We start from the raw sequence: 18,721 nt of genomic DNA on the forward strand, positions 1-18,721 counted from the left end.
CGAAGATGGTGAAAGGTAAGGTTGTGAATTTGCATCCCACATCATCACGGTTTTTTAGGATGGGAATTAAACATTATGAAAAAGGTGAGATAGACATTGCTATTGAGAGACTCAAAAGAGCACTTGAACTTGATAGTAAAAATATTGAGATAAAATTTAACTTGGCAGGACTTTTAGCACAGATAGGAGACTTTGAGAATTCAAATAGACTCTTGCAGGAGCTTGCTCATGACAATCCAGAATTTTACGATTCTCTTTTTGGACTTGGCTGTAATTTTTTTGAGATGGGCAAGCTAAGAGAAGCAAAACACTTTTTAAAAAGGTATCTACAGCTTAGCAATAACATGGAATTTAAGGAAGCAGCTGAAGATCTTCTTGATTTTATTGAGACGCAGCAGGAATTTGAAAAAGAACAAAAAGAGATGGAAAAATTAACAAAGCTTTTAGAAAGAGGCAATTTTCTTTTAGAAAATGGACGTTACGGGGATGCTATAAAGTATTTTAAGATGATACTGTCAAAAGATAATACAATCTTTGCAGCAAGGAACAATTTGTCGCTTGCTTATTTTTATATGGGGGAGATTGAAAAAGCAATACAGGAGGCAAAGAAGGTTTTAGAGGTTGATAAATACAATGTTTATGCAAATTGCAATCTGGCGTTTTTTTACAGTACAGCTGGCAAAACAAAAGAGCTCAGAAAGCAGCTGAAAATAATACTGGAGCTTAAAACGTACGACAACAAAGACAGGATAAAAGTACTGGACACGCTGATAAAGCTAAATCAGCATGATGCAATTGTTGAGAGAGCAGCTGAACTCTTTGAAATTACAAAAGAGCCTTATTTTAAGCATATACAGGCAATTGCATTGTATAATACAAAAAGGTATATAAAAGCAAAAAAGATATGGATGGAGCTTAAAAAGAAGTTTGACATGCCAGAAATCAGGATTGACTATTTCATCAAAAAGGTGGAGAATGTAATAAAAACCTTCAAAAAGGACACTGTAGACTATTTTGAAACAGGTTATACAGGTTCTTCACAGCTTGAGGAGAAAGAGTTTAAAAACCAGCTTCAAAAACATATTAATTTCTATTTTTCTCAGACATTTGAGGAAAATTCAAACAGGATAATGGATATAATACAGCAAAATGTGCTGTTAAGTGAAGAAGATAAAAATGGCATCTACAAACTTTTAAATGCTCTTCCGCTTGAAAAACAGAGACTCAATCTTACTGCAATTGCAGCGGTTGTATACTATGTCTATACAAAGCATTTTGCTAAAAGGAAGGTCAAACAAAAGGATATAGCACGGCAATTTGGTATCTCTCAAACAGTGTTTTCAAAATGGTTTAAAGAATTCAGGGAGTTATTGCTGGGAGAAGAAACTTGAGCTGTAAAACTTATTATACACAGAAGGAGGTATGCAACAGTTGAGAATTACAATGCAAAAAGGTATAATTTTGACTGGGTAGCATTAAAAGTTATTCTGTATGCAAAAGGTTGGTAATATATATGCTACCAGCAGAAGAGCCTTAATAAGAGGTGTAAAAAAACGTGGTAACAGTTCAGACCAAGCTTATTTTTGAAAGTTATGAAGACAAGCAAAAGATACTTGAGCTTATGAGAAGATGGTCTTCATGCATGAGATTTGCATACAAAAGGCTTTTAGAAGGCTTTGATAGAAATAGCCTCAAAAAAGATTTGCAGGGGATTTTTTATTTGAACTCAAGGTATGTAGATGATGCAATAATGAAAGCAAAAGCTGTTTTAGAGTCCTGCAAGCAAAGAGGAGAAGACCCGAGGAAAGCTATCTTTGGCGGCAGGCAGCTTTTTGAAAAGCTCAAAAAGCGGCATATAAATGGCAAGCCTTATAAAAAGCTCAAGATTGAGTGGCAGGAAAAAAGGAAAGGGAATTTATATTCAAGAGGGGACAGGAGCAAGAAAGGGAACTTAAACACAAGGATTGTGACAAATGAAAGAGGCACATTTTTGAGGATAAATGTAGGAGATAGAAAATATGTATTTGCAAGATTGTCAGCTGGTTATAAGAAAGGCAAAGATAGAAGACAAATTTTACAGGAGATTGCTACCCTTGGAGTGCCTTATTCTGTAGAGCTAAAACTCAAAAATGGGAATGTGTATGCTTACTTTTCAGCAGAAGAACTCTTTCCGGCGACAGAAATAACCAAGGAAAATGGTGCTATAGGTATAGATACAAATGCATATCCAAATCACATGGCATGGGTAGAGGTGGACAGAAGCGGACAGTTTATAAGCCATGGCAAGATTCCAATGCCAGAGCTTGAAAGTGGAAGTTTTGAAAAAAGAGAGTATTACAGGTGGCAGTATGCGCATGAGGTTGTGAAGATTGCAAAAGAGAAAAGAAAAGCTATTGTGATAGAGAGGCTTGATATAAAAGACAAAGGGCAAAGAGGAGATTTTTCTTTCAGAAAATCAAGACGGATAAGACATTTTTTCAGTTACAGGTCGCTTTTAGACAAAATCAAGATTTCAGCAAAACGAGAAGGGATAGAGGTTATAGAAGTAAATCCTGCGTACACATCAGTGATAGGGATGCTAAAGTTCGCACCGCAGTTTATGATAAGCAAAGATGTTGCAAGCGCATATGTGATAGCAAGAAGAGGACTTGGAAAAAAAGAGAGGATACCTGCAAACTACATGAAGCTTTTAAATAATCTTGATGCCAGTAGTTTAGAAGAGCTAAAAGGGTATGTGAGAAAAGAAGTTAAAAATGTTTACTTGAGAAGGAAACAAATCAAAGAGATTGAATATGTAATGCGGAAGATACAAAGCTCTGGGAGTGAGCCAGGGAGGCTATTTGCACCTCTGGATGGAACAAGTGCGATTAGCTGTAGTGCAGGCTACAATCTCTGGCGAGTTCTCAGGGTAGCGGTGGTAACACCACTCTCCCCTGACAGGGTGTTGCGAGACATGTCTGTCCTGAAACGGATATTGGTTTCAGGGCAAGTGGGGGGACCGAAAATCGGCGCAAGTTCCTACTTCTTGGGGTAGGGGCTATGGCTTTCCCAAATACCGCCTGCTGGGGCTGGGAAAGTCTTGAGATGGCGGATTACAAATACCCCAGCCGCCAATACTGTACAATTTTGCACAGTATTGGTTGACCAGGAAAAGCTTTAAATGGAAAAAGTAAAAGTCACTCTTCCGGATGGAAAAGTAATTGAAGTTGAAAAGTCAACCTGTGCTTTGGATCTGGTAAAATCAATTAGCATGAAACTTTACAAAGAGGCGGTTGCATGCAAGATAAACGGGGTTTTAAAAGATCTGTGGACAAATTTGTATGAGGATTGCAATTTTGAAGTTGTTACATTTTCAAGCGATGAAGGAAAGAAAGTTTACTGGCATACAACTTCACATATCCTGGCCCAGGCGGTAAAAAGGATTTTTGGTGATGGGGTGAAACTTGCCATTGGACCTGCTATTGACAACGGTTTTTATTATGACTTTGATGTTCAGGAGTCCATTACAGCAGAGATTTTAGAAAAAATAGAGCAAAAGATGCAGGAAATAATCAAAGAGGATTTGAAAATAGAGCGGTTTGAGCTCTCAAGGCAGGATGCTATAAAGCTTATGGAAGATAGGAATGAGCCATATAAAGTTGAGCTTATAAAAGAAATTCCGGAAGGCGAAGTTATTTCATTCTACAAACAGGGGGAGTTTGTTGACCTTTGCACAGGTCCACATCTTCCTTCGACAGGCAGAGTAAAAGCTTTCAAGTTGCTTTCTGTAGCAGGTGCGTACTGGCGTGGAAATTCTCAAAATAAAATGCTTCAAAGAGTTTATGGAATATCGTTTGAGAAAAAGTCACAGCTTGATGAATACCTTACAATGCTTGAAGAGGCAAAGAAAAGAGATCATAGAAAGCTTGGAAGAGAACTTGATCTGTTTGATATATTTGAGGAAGGACCGGGATTTCCTTTCTTCCTGCCAAAGGGGATGGTTATAAGAAACATTCTGGAAGACTTTTGGAGACAGGAGCATAAAAAAAGAGGTTATCAGGAGATAAGAACTCCTATAATGTTGACAAAAGACCTTTGGGTTCAGTCAGGTCACTGGGACCATTACAAAGAAAATATGTATTTTACCAGAATAGATGATCAGGAGTTTGCCATAAAGCCTATGAACTGTCCTGGTGGCATACTGGTATACAAGAGAAAATCACATTCATACAGAGAACTTCCTCAGCGTTTGTGTGAGCTTGGGCTAGTTCACAGGCATGAGTTATCCGGTGTATTGCATGGTCTTATGAGGGTAAGGTGTTTTACACAGGATGATGCTCATATATTCATGTTGCCTTCGCAGATAAAGGATGAAATAAAGGGTGTAATTGATCTTGTTGACTATTTTTACAGTGTATTTGGTTTCAAATATCATGTTGAGCTTTCAACAAGACCTGAAAACTCAATGGGGACAGATGAGCAGTGGAATATGGCAGAGACTGCTCTTAAAGAAGCTTTAGAGGAACTGGGTATAGATTACAAGATAAATGAAGGTGATGGTGCTTTTTATGGTCCCAAGATTGATTTTCATCTTGAAGATAGTTTGAAAAGGACATGGCAGTGTGCGACAATTCAGCTTGATTTTCAGATGCCAGAAAGGTTTGACCTGTATTATATAGGTGAAGATGGTGCAAAGCACAGACCGGTAATGCTGCACAGGGTTATCTTTGGAAGTATAGAGAGATTTATTGCCATACTTACTGAACACTTTGCCGGTGCGTTTCCTGTTTGGCTGGCACCTGTTCAAATAAGAGTAATACCGGTATCCGATAATTTCAATGATTATGCAGCAAAAATATCTCAAATACTGAAGGAAAATGGATTCAGAGTTGAGGAAGATTTCAGGTCTGAGACAGTGGGGTATAAGATAAGAGATGCTCAGCTGCAAAAAATACCTTATATGGTGATAGTTGGCGAAAAAGAGAAAAAAGAAGATACTATATCTGTAAGGGACAGAAAGAAAGGTGATCTGGGAACTTTTACGGTTGACCAGTTTATATCAATGGTTAAGGAGAAAGTAGAGAAAAAGGCTCTGGAATAAAAAGAAGGCTGCCTTTGATTGATGTTTGCTTGAATGCTTTTGGGGCTGTTTTATGGCAGCCTTTTTTAAATTCTTTTTGTTATTTATGAATTACTTAAAAGGATCAAGAGAAAGATTTACAATATTGCATTTGTATGAATTTTTGGGACTGGCCGATGAGGTTGTGCAAAGTTTATGAAAAATGGTCTGTTTTGATTATAGCATTTTTGGGAATAAATATTAATAAACAATATCATAATAAGGTGAATGGCTTATGTACAGAGTACTGGTTGTTGACGATTCAGCATTTATGAGGCAGCTCATCAAGTCAATTTTGGAACAAACAGGAATGTTTTCTGTAATGGTTGCGCAAACACCTCTTATTGCACTTGATAGAGTGAGGAAATTTAAATTTGATGTTATAACCATTGATTATGAGATGCCATATATGAATGGTGTTGAACTTATAAAGAAGATAAAAGAGATTTCAGACAGTAAAATCTTAATGATAAGTGCATATACCTATCCCGGTGCACATACAACATTTGAAGCATTGTCAGCAGGTGCATTTGATTATATACTAAAGCCATCAACACAGGAAGAAATAAAAGAGTTCGAGAGTGAACTGATCAAGAAAGTAACTGCTGCGTGCAAAGAATACAGGATACCACAAATTACAAAAGCTGTAACCGACGATATAAAAGATTTCAAAATGTCAGTAGAGGATAATCTAATTGAAAGAGCAAAAGCTGCAAAGGTTGTGGGTATTGGGATATCAACAGGGGGCCCCCCTGTTTTAGAAAAGATGTTTAAGGACCTCAAGAAAGATTTTTCTATTCCAGTTCTGGTTGTGCAGCACATGCCACCGAACTTTACAAAACCGTTTGCAGAAAGGCTTGCTTCTATTACATCCAAATGTATCAAAGAAGCAGAGGATTGGGAAGAAATAAAACCGGGGTGTATATACATTGCAAAAGGTGGGTATCACCTGGCTGTTGAAGGGAAAGCGGGCAAACTTTACACAAGAGTGCTTGACCTTGAAAAGATAAAGAGCCACAAACCATCTGCTGAGATTCTTTTTAGCTCAATTGCAGAGGCATGTGGCAAAGATGCCATAGGTATAGTTATGACCGGGATGGGTTCTGATGGAAGTGATGGTATACTGGAGATGAGAAAAAAAGGAGCAATTACTATTGCGCAGAGTGAAAAGACATGCGTTGTCTTTGGAATGCCAAAGGCAGCTATTGAAAAAGGAGCAATTGAATTTGTTATGAGTCCTCATGAGATTGTTGGGTTATTAAATATGCTCTAGGATAATAATTTTTAAAAATTTTTTTGATTCTAGCTGTAGATGACCACAAAAATTTGACAGTGGTCATCTTTAATTTTGTGCAACAAAAAATTTTTCAGTTAATTGACACAAAAAAGTGCTTGTGTTATAATAACAAAATGCGTTAATATGGCTGTGAATTCCTTTCAACAAAGACTGGTCTAAAAAAGCTTGATGTCGATATAGATACTTTCATGAATGCACTTGTAAGTTTAAGGAAACAATATTAAAGAGAAGGAAATTTTTTTAAGAGGTGATTTAGTTGGCGCTACCTCGTCCTGTGCAATATGGAAAAGTACAGAGAATGAGCTATGGAAAAGTAAAAGAAGTTCTGGATTTGCCATATCTGCTGGAAATCCAGAAAAAGTCATTTCAGTGGTTTTTAGACGAAGGACTCAGAGAGGTTTTAAAAGAGATATCTCCTATCAAGGACTACTCAGAGAATTTGCTTTTGGAGTTTGTGGACTACTATTTTGACGGACCACCAAAGTATTCTGAGCAAGAATGTAAAGAGAGAGATGCAACGTACGCAAGACCTCTCAAGGTTAAAGTGAGATTGATTAACAAAGAAACAGGTGAGATAAAAGAACAGGACATCTATATGGGCGATTTTCCAATTATGACCGAAACAGGGACATTTATAATCAATGGGGCAGAAAGAGTAATTGTAAGCCAGCTCATACGATCACCTGGGTGTTATTTTGCATCCTCAATTGACAAACAGGGTCGCAAGATTTTTTCTGGCACTGTGATTCCAAACAGGGGTGCATGGCTTGAGTTTGAAACAGACACCAGCGAGCTTTTGTCTGTCAGACTGGACAGAACAAGGAAAGTGCCATTGACAACATTCCTCAAAGCACTGGGACTTTACAATCAGCAACTAATATTTGACAAATTTGGTGAGGATGAGAGGTTAAAAGCTTCTCTTGAGAAAGAAGCCAACAAAGGCGAGCTTGGAAATCCGGTTGAAAATGCACTTTTGGAGATTTACAGAAGGCTCAGACCTGGTGAGCCACCGAATGTTGAAAATGCAAGAAGTTTGCTGAAAAGAATGTATTTTGATCCAAGAGGATATGATCTGGCAAAGGTAGGAAGGTACAAGTTAAATAAAAAATTATCATTGTGGAAGAGAATTTTTAACAAAAGAGCTGCCCAGGATGTTGTTGATGAAACAACAGGGGAGATACTTGTAAAAGAGGGTGAAATAATATCGAGAGAAACAGCACTTGCTATTCAGGATGCAGGTATTAATGAGGTTTTAATATATATAGAAGACAGCAGAGTATTCAAAGTGGTTGGAAACAATACAGTAAAGCTTGAAAAGTATGTGGATTTTGATGTCTCTGATTTGAACATCAGAGAACTTGTATATCTACCTGTTCTCAAAGAGATTCTGTCTGCGACCAGCGATGTGAGTGAAATTAAACAGTTAATTAAAGAGAGAGAAAGAGAACTTGTACCGTATTGTCTCACAATAGATGATATATTTGCTGCAACAAGCTATTTCCTGGGCTTAAAATATGGTATTGGTCATACAGATGATATAGACCACCTTGGAAACAGAAGAGTAAGAGCGGTGGGTGAGCTGCTGCAAAACCAACTCAGAATAGGTTTTGCACGAATGGAAAGGGTTATCCGGGAGAGAATGAACATACAGGATATTGCTTCTGTCACACCACAAACGCTTATAAATATACGTCCTGTGACAGCTGCAATTAAGGAATTTTTTGGTTCAAGCCCGCTTTCTCAGTTTATGGACCAGGTGAACCCGCTTGCAGCTTTGACAAACAAAAGGAGACTTTCTGCACTTGGTCCAGGGGGGCTTTCAAGAGACAGAGCAGGGTTTGAGGTAAGGGACGTTCATCATTCTCACTATGGAAGAATGTGTCCTATTGAAACACCCGAGGGACCCAATATCGGTCTTATAACATCCTTAGCAACATATGCAAGAGTCAATGAATATGGCTTTTTGGAGACACCCTACAGAAAGGTGGATAAGAAAGAAGGAAGAGTTACTGATGAGGTGATATATCTTACGGCAGATGAAGAGGACACATACAAAATTGCTCAGGCGACAGAACCTGTAGATGATGAAGGAAGATTTGTAAACCAGAGAATTACAGTAAGATTTGGAGAGGATATTATTGAGGTTGACAAGCATGAGGTAGACCTTGTTGATATATCACCAAAACAGATTGTTTCAGTGTCTACATCATTAATACCATTTTTGGAAAATGACGACGCAAACCGCGCGCTCATGGGCTCCAACATGCAGAGGCAGGCTGTTCCACTTCTGATGACAGAGTCACCAATTATTGGCACAGGTGTTGAGTATAGAGCTGCTGTGGATTCTGGTGTTTGCGTAGTTGCCAAGAAAGACGGTATTGTTGAGAAGGTTTCTGCCGATGAGATTGTCATCAAGAATAATGATGGCACAAAGGATGTATATCATCTTTTGAAATTTAAGAGGACAAACCAGGGGACGTGTTTTAACCAGCGACCAATTGTGAAAAAGGGGCAGGAAGTAAAGGCAGGCGAGGTTATAGCAGACGGACCATCAACCGACCATGGCGAGCTTGCGCTTGGCAAAAATGTTCTTGTTGCATTCATGCCATGGGAAGGCTATAACTATGAAGACGCTATATTAATCTCTGAAAGGCTTGTAAAAGAAGATGTATATACATCCATTCATATAGAAGAATATGAATGTGAGGCAAGGGATACAAAGTTAGGTCCGGAAGAGATAACCAGAGACATACCAAATATAGGTGAGGATGCAATCAAGGACCTGGATGAAAGGGGAATTATTAGAATTGGTGCAGAAGTAAAAAGTGGAGATATTCTTGTAGGTAAAGTTACACCAAAAGGGGAAACAGAGCTCACTGCCGAAGAGAGGCTTTTGAGAGCTATTTTTGGTGAAAAGGCAAGAGAAACAAGGGATACATCCTTGAGAGTACCTCATGGTGAGGGTGGAATAGTTGTTGATGTGAAAGTGTTCTCCCGTGACAAAGGCGATGAGCTACCACCGGGTGTAAATCAGCTTGTAAGGGTATATGTTGCCCAGAAAAGAAAAATTTCGGTTGGCGACAAGATGGCAGGAAGGCATGGTAATAAAGGTGTTATTTCAAGAATTCTGCCTGTTGAGGACATGCCATTTTTACCCGACGGTACTCCGGTTGATATTGTATTGAACCCGCTGGGTGTACCATCGCGTATGAATATCGGGCAGATTTTGGAGACGCACTTAGGTTATGCAGCAAAAGCACTTGGCTGGAAAGTAGCAACGCCTGTGTTTGACGGTGCCAAGGAAGAGGATATAGAAGAGGCTTTAAAACTTGCAGGGCTTTCACCAAGTGGGAAAACAGTACTCTATGATGGAAGAACTGGTGAGCCATTTGATAATGAAGTCACTGTAGGTTATATGTACATGCTAAAGCTTGTGCATCTTGTTGATGATAAGATTCACGCACGCTCAACAGGTCCTTATTCACTTGTTACACAGCAACCACTTGGTGGTAAAGCTCAGTTTGGCGGGCAGAGATTTGGTGAGATGGAAGTCTGGGCGCTTGAAGCATATGGAGCTGCGTATACATTGCAGGAACTTTTGACTGTGAAATCTGACGATGTCACCGGTAGAGTAAAGACCTATGAGGCAATTGTAAAGGGAGAGAATATTCCAGAGCCGGGTATACCTGAGTCGTTTAAGGTTCTGGTAAAAGAGCTCCAGAGCTTGTGCCTTGATGTGAAACTACTGTCTGAGGATAACAAAGAGATAGAGCTCAAAGAATCTGTAGATGAAGATGAGCAAATACAGGGTCTGACAGGTTTTGAACAGGGACTTGAGGATATTGAAGATGTTGAAGAAGACAGAGAAAAATTCTATGAGGATTTAATGGATGCAGTCAATGAGCAAGACGAGGGTGCAGACGATGATTTTGACGAGTAAAAACCTCAAAAAGGTGGGTGTGAGGTGGAATGGATTTATTCAACTTTGATGCCATAAAGATTAGCCTTGCTTCTCCTGAAAAGATTAGAGAATGGTCAAGAGGCGAGGTAAAAAAACCCGAGACTATAAACTATAGAACATTGAAGCCCGAAAAAGATGGGCTTTTTTGTGAAAAGATTTTTGGTCCGACAAAGGACTGGGAGTGTCATTGTGGAAAGTACAAAAAAGTGAAATACAAAGGTGTTGTATGTGACAAATGCGGTGTTGAGGTAACAAAATCAAAAGTAAGACGTGAGAGAATGGGGCACATTGAACTTGCTGCCCCCGTCTCTCACATCTGGTATTTCAAAGGTGTACCAAGCAGAATGGGACTTATACTTGACATGACACCAAGAAACTTAGAAAAGGTCCTGTATTTTGCAGCGTATGTTGTAATTGACCCGGGCGATGTACCTAACTTAGAGAAGAAGCAGATTTTGTCTGAAAAAGAATACAGAGAGCTTAAAGAGAAATATGGTGACAGATTCAAAGCGGGAATGGGTGCAGAAGCTATAAAGGAGCTTTTAAAGGAAATAGATTTGGATAAGCTCTCAAAGGAGCTAAGAGAAGAGCTTGAAATGGCAACAGGGCAAAAGAAACTGAAAATAATAAAAAGGCTTGAAGTTGTTGAGGCGTTCAGAAGGTCAGGTAACAGACCCGAGTGGATGATATTAGACGTAATACCAGTAATTCCACCTGAGCTTCGCCCGATGGTGCAGCTTGATGGTGGGAGATTTGCAACATCTGACTTGAATGACCTTTACAGGAGAGTTATAAACAGAAATAATCGTTTGAAAAAGTTGATTGACCTGGGTGCGCCCGACATAATAATCAGAAATGAGAAGAGGATGCTTCAGGAAGCGGTTGACGCACTGATTGATAACGGAAGACGTGGCAGACCTGTCACAGGTCCAGGAAACAGAGCTCTTAAGTCTTTGTCTGATATGTTAAAAGGTAAGCAGGGAAGGTTCAGACAGAACCTTCTGGGTAAACGTGTTGACTATTCAGGACGTTCTGTTATTGTTGTTGGACCGGAGCTAAAAATATACCAGTGTGGTCTTCCAAAGGAAATGGCACTTGAGCTTTTCAAGCCTTTTGTTATGAAAAAGCTTGTTGAAAAAGGAATTTGCAACAATATCAAAAACGCCAAAAAGGCAGTGGAAAGACAGAGAAGTGAAGTATGGGATATACTGGAAGAAGTTATAAAAGACCATCCGGTTTTGCTAAACCGTGCTCCAACATTGCACAGGCTTGGTATTCAGGCATTTGAGCCAGTACTTGTTGAAGGAAGAGCTATAAGACTCCATCCTCTGGTGTGCACAGCATACAATGCTGACTTTGACGGCGACCAGATGGCGGTGCATGTTCCACTGTCTGCAGAGGCACAGGCTGAGGCAAGGTTTTTAATGCTTTCTGCGAACAATTTGCTAAAACCTGCCGATGGTAAGCCTATTGTGGTTCCAACCCAGGATATGGTTCTGGGAATATATTACCTGACGCTTGAGAAGAAGGGTGACAGAGGCGAAGGGATGATATTCTCCTCAGAGGATGAGGCGCTTTTAGCGTATGATCATAAAGCGGTGGGGCTACATGCCAGAATCAAAGTAAAGAGGACGGTTGAGAAAGACGGTGAGGTTGTTTCGGGAATTGTTGAGACAACTGTAGGGAAAATTATACTGAATCAAGTAATTCCACAGAACCTGGGATTTGTCGACAGAAGCAAAAAGGAGAACTGGATAAAGTACGAGATAGATACGCTTGTTGATAAAAAAATGCTGGGCAAAATCATTGACAGGTGTATAAAAGTTTATGGAAATACTAAAACGGCAGAGATTTTGGATGAGATAAAAGAGCTTGGATTTAAATTTTCAACAAGGGGAGCAATCACAATTTCTGTATCCGACATGGTAATTCCAGAGGTTAAGCAAAAGCTCATAGCAGAGGCTGAGCAAAGGGTTGAGGAGATTGAAAAGCTATACAGGCATGGATTGATTTCGGATGAGGAGAGATATGAACAGGTAATTACTGTGTGGAATGAGACAAAGGACAGGATAACAGAGGAACTTATCCAGAATCTTGATGAGTTTAACCCGATATACATGATGGCAAACTCGGGGGCGAGAGGTTCAAAAAATCAGATAAGCCAGCTTGCAGGTATGCGTGGGCTTATGGCAAATCCATCCGGAAAGACCATAGAGATGCCTATTAAGTCAAACTTCAGAGAGGGCTTAAATGTTCTGGAATTTTTCATCTCTACACATGGTGCAAGAAAAGGGCTTGCAGATACAGCGCTAAGAACAGCTGACTCAGGTTATTTGACAAGAAGACTTGTTGATGTTGCTCAGGATATTATTGTTCGTGAAGAGGACTGTGGTACAAGCAAAGGTGTTTGGGTGGAAGAGATAAGGGATGGCACAGAGGTAATTGAGACGCTTGAAGAAAGGATAATAGGAAGATATGCTGCCGAAGATATTGTACATCCGCAAACTGGAGAGATCATAGTAAGAAGGAATGAGGTTATAACAGATAATAATGCAAACAGAATAGTAGAGGCTGGTATAAAGAGTGTGTATGTAAGGTCAGTGCTTGAATGCAAAACAAAATATGGAGTTTGTGCAAAGTGTTATGGGCTTGACCTTGGCACAGGACAGCCGGTAAACGTTGGTGAAGCAGTGGGTATTATTGCTGCTCAGGCTATAGGTGAACCGGGAACACAGCTTACAATGAGAACATTCCACACAGGTGGTATTGCAGGGCAGGACATTACACAGGGTCTTCCGAGGGTTGAAGAGCTATTTGAAGCAAGAAAACCAAAAGGAGTTGCTATAATTTCTGAGATAGAAGGGTATGTTTCTATAAAGGAAGATAAGAAGAAGACTATCACAGTGCGCAACGACAATGGAGAGGAAAGGACTTATGAAGTGCCATATGGTGCAAGGTTGAAAGTGAATGATGGGGATTATGTAAAAGCAGGAGATGAACTTACAGAAGGTTCACTCAATCCACATGATTTGCTGAGGATAAAAGGACCAAGAGGGGTTCAGAGCTATCTTCTGGCAGAAGTCCAGAAAGTTTACAAGATGCAGGGTGTTGATATAAATGATAAACACATAGAAATAATAATCAGGCAGATGATGAAAAAGGTCAAAATTGAAGATGCGGGTGATACAGAGCTTTTGCCGGGCGATATTGTAGAGATTCACAGGTTTGAAGAAGAGAATGACAGAGCGATAGCAGAAAGCAAACGTCCTGCTCTTGGAAGAAGGGTGCTTCTGGGTATTACAAAGGCAGCACTGTCAACAGAGTCGTTTTTGTCTGCTGCATCTTTCCAGGAGACAACAAGAGTTTTGACCGATGCAGCAATTAAGGGTAAAGTGGACCCACTGATTGGTCTTAAAGAGAATGTTATCATAGGCAAGCTAATTCCAGCAGGAACTGGAATGGCAAAATACAGAAATATTGTGGTTCAAGAAAAAGTATAAAAGAAAAAAGGGGTATGCCCGATAGAACTTTTAGAGGCATACCCCTTGAAAAAGCCTAAAAGCTGCTTTAGCAAACTTTCTTGACATAAAATAATTTGAGTGTTATTATATTTGAGTGTAATTTTACACCTTCCATTGTGAAAAAGGGAGGAAGTGAATTTGTCATCAGACTTAGAAGCCTTAAAAACTTCTCCTAAGACAGTAGGGGCGCGCCAAACTGCCCAAGCTATCCAGAAAGGGAAAGCCAAAATAGTATTCGTGGCAAAAGATAGCGACGAATGGGTAGTGAGGGATATTATAGAGATGTGCAAACAAAAAGGTATAAAGCTTGTGTTTGTTGATTCCAAAAAGGAACTTGGAAAGATTTGCGGTATAAGTGTGGCAGCATCCTCTGCCGCAATAATTGAATAAGATTTTCGACAAGGAGGTGTAATGAATGCCAACAATAAACCAGCTTGTAAGATATGGGCGTGAAAAGAAGATTGATAAGTCAAAAGCACCAGCGCTCCAGAAAGGTTTTAATTCACTTAAAAAGAAGTACTATGATATAAGCTGTCCACAGAGAAGAGGTGTTTGTACAGTTGTAAAAACTGTTACACCAAAGAAGCCAAACTCTGCTTTAAGAAAGGTTGCCAGAGTAAGGCTTACAAATGGTATTGAAGTGACAGCATACATTCCTGGTATTGGTCACAACCTGCAGGAACACTCTGTTGTTCTTGTAAGAGGTGGAAGAGTCAAGGACCTGCCGGGTGTAAGGTACCATATTGTAAGAGGAACTCTTGACTGTGCTGGTGTTGCTAACAGAAGACAGGGCCGTTCCAAATATGGAGCAAAAAGACCAAAGCAGCAGGCAGCTGGCGCGGCAAAGAAATAATGAATATGACAGGGTAGCGTAGAGCAGGATACAAGCTTTAAAAAAGATGATTGTAGTTTTTAAAAAGGAGGGGTAGAGTTTGCCAAGAAAAGGACCAGCAAAGAAAAGAGAAATATTGCCAGATCCAGTCTATAATGACAGAGTGGTGGCAAAGCTTATAAACAAGGTAATGAAAGATGGAAAAAAATCTATTGCACAGAAGATAGTATATGGTGCATTTGATATAGTTAGAGAAAAAACCGGTAAAGATCCGCTTGAGGTGCTGGAACAGGCACTTAATAATGTTATGCCAGTACTTGAGGTAAGGCCAAGAAGAGTTGGTGGTGCAACATATCAGATTCCGATTGAAGTATCACCTGACAGAAGACTTTCGCTTGGTGTTAGATGGCTTGTTGAATATGCAAGGGAAAGAAAAGACAAAAGAACAATGAGGGAAAAGCTTGCTGCAGAGATTATGGATGCAGCAAACAATACAGGCGGTGCAGTCAAGAAGAAAGAAGATACACATAGAATGGCAGAGGCAAATAGAGCATTTGCACATTATAGATGGTAATATTACTTTTTTGACAAGGAGGACAGAAGAAATTGCCCAGGCAGTTTCCGCTTGAAAAAACAAGAAATATAGGTATTATGGCTCATATAGATGCAGGGAAAACTACAACAACAGAGAGAATTCTTTTCTATACCGGTAAGGTTCATAAACTGGGAGAAGTCCATGAAGGTACAGCTACCATGGACTGGATGGAACAGGAACAGGAAAGAGGTATTACAATAACCTCGGCTGCTACAACCTGTGAGTGGAGAGGGCACAGAATAAACATCATTGACACACCAGGGCATGTTGACTTCACGGTTGAAGTAGAAAGGTCTCTGCGTGTGCTTGACGGTGCAATAGCTGTATTCTGTGCAAAAGGCGGTGTTGAGCCACAGTCAGAGACTGTGTGGAGACAGGCGGACAAGTATCGTGTTCCGAGAATTGCGTATGTTAACAAGATGGATATAATGGGTGCTAACTTCTTCAATGTCATTGAGATGATGAAGGAAAGACTGGGTGCCAACCCTGTTGCGATTCAGGTACCAATTGGCAAAGAGGACACTTTCAGAGGTGTTGTAGACCTTCTTACAATGAAGGCTATTATATATGTAGATGACCTTGGTAAGGTTTCTCAGGAGACAGAAATTCCAGATGATGTAAAAGATGTTGCAGAAGAGTATCGCACAAAACTTTTAGAAGCGGTGGCTGAAACAGATGAAGAGATCATGGTAAAATATTTAGAAGGTGAAGAGATTACAGTTGATGAGCTCAAAGCTGCTATAAGAAAAGCAACAATAAACATGCAAATGACACCTGTTTTGTGCGGTTCGTCATATAGAAATAAAGGTGTTCAGCCACTTTTAGATGCTGTTGTTGACTATTTACCATCACCGGTTGACATTGCAGCTGTTAAAGGATTTTCGCCTGACACTGGCGAAGAGATTGAAAGAAGAACAAGTGAAGATGAGCCATTCTGTGCTCTGGCGTTTAAGATTATGTCTGATCCATATGTTGGTAAGCTCACATTCTTAAGGGTTTACTCGGGTATACTTCATGCAGGTTCCTATGTATATAACTCAACAAAGAACAAGAAAGAGAGAGTTGGAAGACTTCTTCAGATGCATGCAAATCACAGAGAAGACATTGATGCAGTATATGCAGGTGACATTTGTGCAGCAATAGGTCTTTCCAATACAACAACAGGTGATACCCTGTGTGATGAAAACCACCCGATAATACTGGAGTCAATGGAATTTCCAGAGCCTGTTATTCAGGTTGCAATTGAACCAAAGACAAAGGCTGACCAGGAAAAGATGGGTATTGCACTGCAAAGACTTTCTGAAGAGGACCCGACATTTAGAGTGTCAACAAACCATGAAACAGGTCAGACACTAATTGCAGGTATGGGTGAGCTGCATTTAGAGATTATTGTTGACAGAATGAAAAGAGAGTTCAAAGTGGATGTAAACGTTGGTAAACCACAGGTTGCTTACAAAGAGACAATTAAAAAGTCGGTCAAGGTTGAAGGTAAATACATCAGGCAATCAGGTGGTAGAGGTCAATACGGTCATGTATGGCTTGAACTTGAGCCGCTTGAAAGAGGCAAGGGATATGAATTTGTTAACAAGATTGTTGGTGGTGTGATTCCAAAAGAATTCATACCATCGGTGGACGCGGGAGTTCAGGAAGCTATGCAGACAGGTGTTCTGGCAGGGTATCCTGTTGTGGATGTAAGAGTAACTCTGTTTGATGGTTCTTACCATGAAGTTGACTCAAGTGACATGGCGTTCAGGATTGCGGCGGCTCAGGCTTTCAGAGAGGGTATGAAAAAGGCAGACCCGGTTCTGCTGGAACCTATTATGAAGGTTGAAGTTGTTGTGCCCGAAGAGTATATGGGCGATGTAATGGGTGATATTAACGCAAGAAGAGGTAGAATTGAAGGTATGGAACTCAGAGGAAATGCGCAGGTTATCCGTGCATATGTTCCACTTGCTGAAATGTTTGGATATGCAACAGACCTGAGGTCTAAAACACAGGGTCGTGGCACATATACAATGCAGTTTGATCACTATGAAGAGGTTCCAAAGAATATTGCTGATAAGATTCTTGAAATGAAGAACAAATAAATGATAAAATAATTCATAAGCCGTGGTTGTAATTTTAAACATTAACATAAATCAAAAAATATTATTATCGTGAAGGAGGATAAAACGAGGATGGCAAAGGCTAAATTTGAAAGAACAAAACCACACGTAAACATAGGTACAATTGGACACGTTGACCATGGTAAGACAACATTGACAGCAGCAATCACAAAGGTTTTGGCGCTAAAAGGTAAAGCTCAGTTTATGGCTTATGACCAGATTGACAAGGCTCCAGAGGAAAGAGAAAGAGGTATCACAATCAACACAGCACACGTTGAGTATGAGACAGATGCAAGACACTATGCACACGTTGACTGCCCAGGACATGCTGACTATGTAAAGAACATGATAACAGGTGCTGCTCAGATGGATGGTGCTATCCTGGTTGTATCTGCAGCAGATGGTCCAATGCCACAGACAAGAGAGCACATTTTGCTTGCAAGACAGGTTAACGTTCCATACATCGTTGTATTCCTCAACAAGGTAGACATGGTAGACGACCCAGAATTAATTGAGCTTGTTGAGATGGAAGTTAGAGAGCTTCTGTCAAAGTATGGTTATCCTGGTGATGAGGTACCAATCATTAAAGGTTCTGCTTTAAAGGCGTTGGAGTCAACATCACAGGACCCGAATGCACCGGAGTATCAGTGCATTTTAGAGCTTATGGATGCGGTTGACAAATACATTCCAACACCACAAAGAGACATTGACAAACCATTCTTGATGCCAATTGAGGACGTGTTCTCAATTACAGGTAGAGGTACAGTTGTTACAGGTAGAGTTGAAAGAGGAACACTCAAGACAGGCGAAGAGGTTGAAATTGTTGGTTTTGCACCGGAGCCAAGGAAGACTGTTGTAACAGGTATTGAGATGTTCAGAAAGGTACTTGACGAAGCAGTTGCAGGTGACAACGTAGGTTGCTTGCTCAGAGGTATCCAGAAGAATGAGGTTGAAAGAGGTCAGGTTCTTGCAAAGCCAGGCACAATCAAACCTCACACCAAATTCAAAGCACAGGTTTATGTACTGACAAAAGAAGAGGGTGGAAGACATACACCATTCTTCAACGGTTACAGACCGCAGTTCTACTTCAGAACAACAGACGTTACAGGTACTATTACACTACCAGAGGGTGTTGAAATGTGCATGCCTGGCGACAATGTTGAGATGACAGTTGAACTTATTTCCCCAATTGCAATTGAATCAGGACTCAGATTTGCTATCCGTGAAGGCGGAAGAACAGTTGGTGCAGGTTCTGTTACAACAATAATCGAGTAATAAAAAAAGCCCAAGCCTATGGGACGGGATATGGTTT

The 18,721-nt window shown here is 40.1% G+C and carries 11 protein-coding genes; all 11 read left to right on the forward strand.

Annotation, left to right across the window (positions count from 1 at the left end):
• Positions 1-5: 5 nt before the first annotated feature.
• The 11 genes from OTK00_RS03080 to tuf all read left to right on the forward strand — a co-directional run bounded on the left by OTK00_RS03080 (position 6) and on the right by tuf (position 18,684).
• A complete protein-coding gene (locus OTK00_RS03080) occupies positions 6-1,391 on the forward strand; it encodes a tetratricopeptide repeat protein (RefSeq protein WP_045170275.1) in 1,386 nt (461 codons plus the stop codon).
• 164 nt (positions 1,392-1,555) lie between these two features.
• Entirely contained in the window at positions 1,556-3,034 is a 1,479-nt protein-coding gene (locus OTK00_RS03085; RefSeq protein ID WP_045170274.1) for an IS200/IS605 family accessory protein TnpB-related protein, read from the forward strand.
• 126 nt (positions 3,035-3,160) lie between these two features.
• Entirely contained in the window at positions 3,161-5,080 is a 1,920-nt protein-coding gene (gene thrS / locus OTK00_RS03090) for a threonine--tRNA ligase (protein ID WP_045170273.1), read from the forward strand.
• Positions 5,081-5,333: 253 nt separating this feature from the next.
• Positions 5,334-6,371, forward strand: coding sequence for a chemotaxis-specific protein-glutamate methyltransferase CheB (gene cheB, locus OTK00_RS03095; protein ID WP_045170272.1), 1,038 nt, complete (start codon positions 5,334-5,336; stop codon positions 6,369-6,371).
• A 280-nt stretch (positions 6,372-6,651) separates the two neighbouring features.
• Entirely contained in the window at positions 6,652-10,335 is a 3,684-nt protein-coding gene (rpoB, locus tag OTK00_RS03100; protein WP_082054661.1) for a DNA-directed RNA polymerase subunit beta, read from the forward strand.
• A 29-nt stretch (positions 10,336-10,364) separates the two neighbouring features.
• The gene (gene rpoC, locus OTK00_RS03105; protein WP_045170271.1) at positions 10,365-13,856 is read left to right on the forward strand and encodes a DNA-directed RNA polymerase subunit beta'; all 3,492 of its coding nucleotides are present in this window, start codon (positions 10,365-10,367) and stop codon (positions 13,854-13,856) included.
• A 159-nt stretch (positions 13,857-14,015) separates the two neighbouring features.
• Positions 14,016-14,267, forward strand: coding sequence for a L7Ae/L30e/S12e/Gadd45 family ribosomal protein (locus OTK00_RS03110; protein ID WP_045170270.1), 252 nt, complete (start codon positions 14,016-14,018; stop codon positions 14,265-14,267).
• A 25-nt stretch (positions 14,268-14,292) separates the two neighbouring features.
• Positions 14,293-14,730 (forward strand): 30S ribosomal protein S12, encoded by a 438-nt coding sequence (gene rpsL / locus OTK00_RS03115; protein WP_045170269.1) that lies wholly within the window; start codon positions 14,293-14,295, stop codon positions 14,728-14,730.
• Between the two features lie 79 nt (positions 14,731-14,809).
• On the forward strand, positions 14,810-15,283 hold the full coding sequence (gene rpsG / locus OTK00_RS03120) for a 30S ribosomal protein S7 (RefSeq protein WP_045170268.1): 474 nt from the start codon (positions 14,810-14,812) through the stop codon (positions 15,281-15,283).
• Positions 15,284-15,315: 32 nt separating this feature from the next.
• Positions 15,316-17,391 (forward strand): elongation factor G, encoded by a 2,076-nt coding sequence (gene fusA, locus OTK00_RS03125; protein ID WP_045170267.1) that lies wholly within the window; start codon positions 15,316-15,318, stop codon positions 17,389-17,391.
• A gap of 90 nt (positions 17,392-17,481) precedes the next feature.
• Positions 17,482-18,684, forward strand: coding sequence for an elongation factor Tu (gene tuf / locus OTK00_RS03130; protein WP_013290055.1), 1,203 nt, complete (start codon positions 17,482-17,484; stop codon positions 18,682-18,684).
• Positions 18,685-18,721: the final 37 nt, after the last annotated feature.

The sequence above is a fragment of the Caldicellulosiruptor morganii genome (genome assembly GCF_026810225.1).
GTDB classification, from domain to species: Bacteria; Bacillota; Thermoanaerobacteria; order Caldicellulosiruptorales; family Caldicellulosiruptoraceae; genus Caldicellulosiruptor; species Caldicellulosiruptor morganii.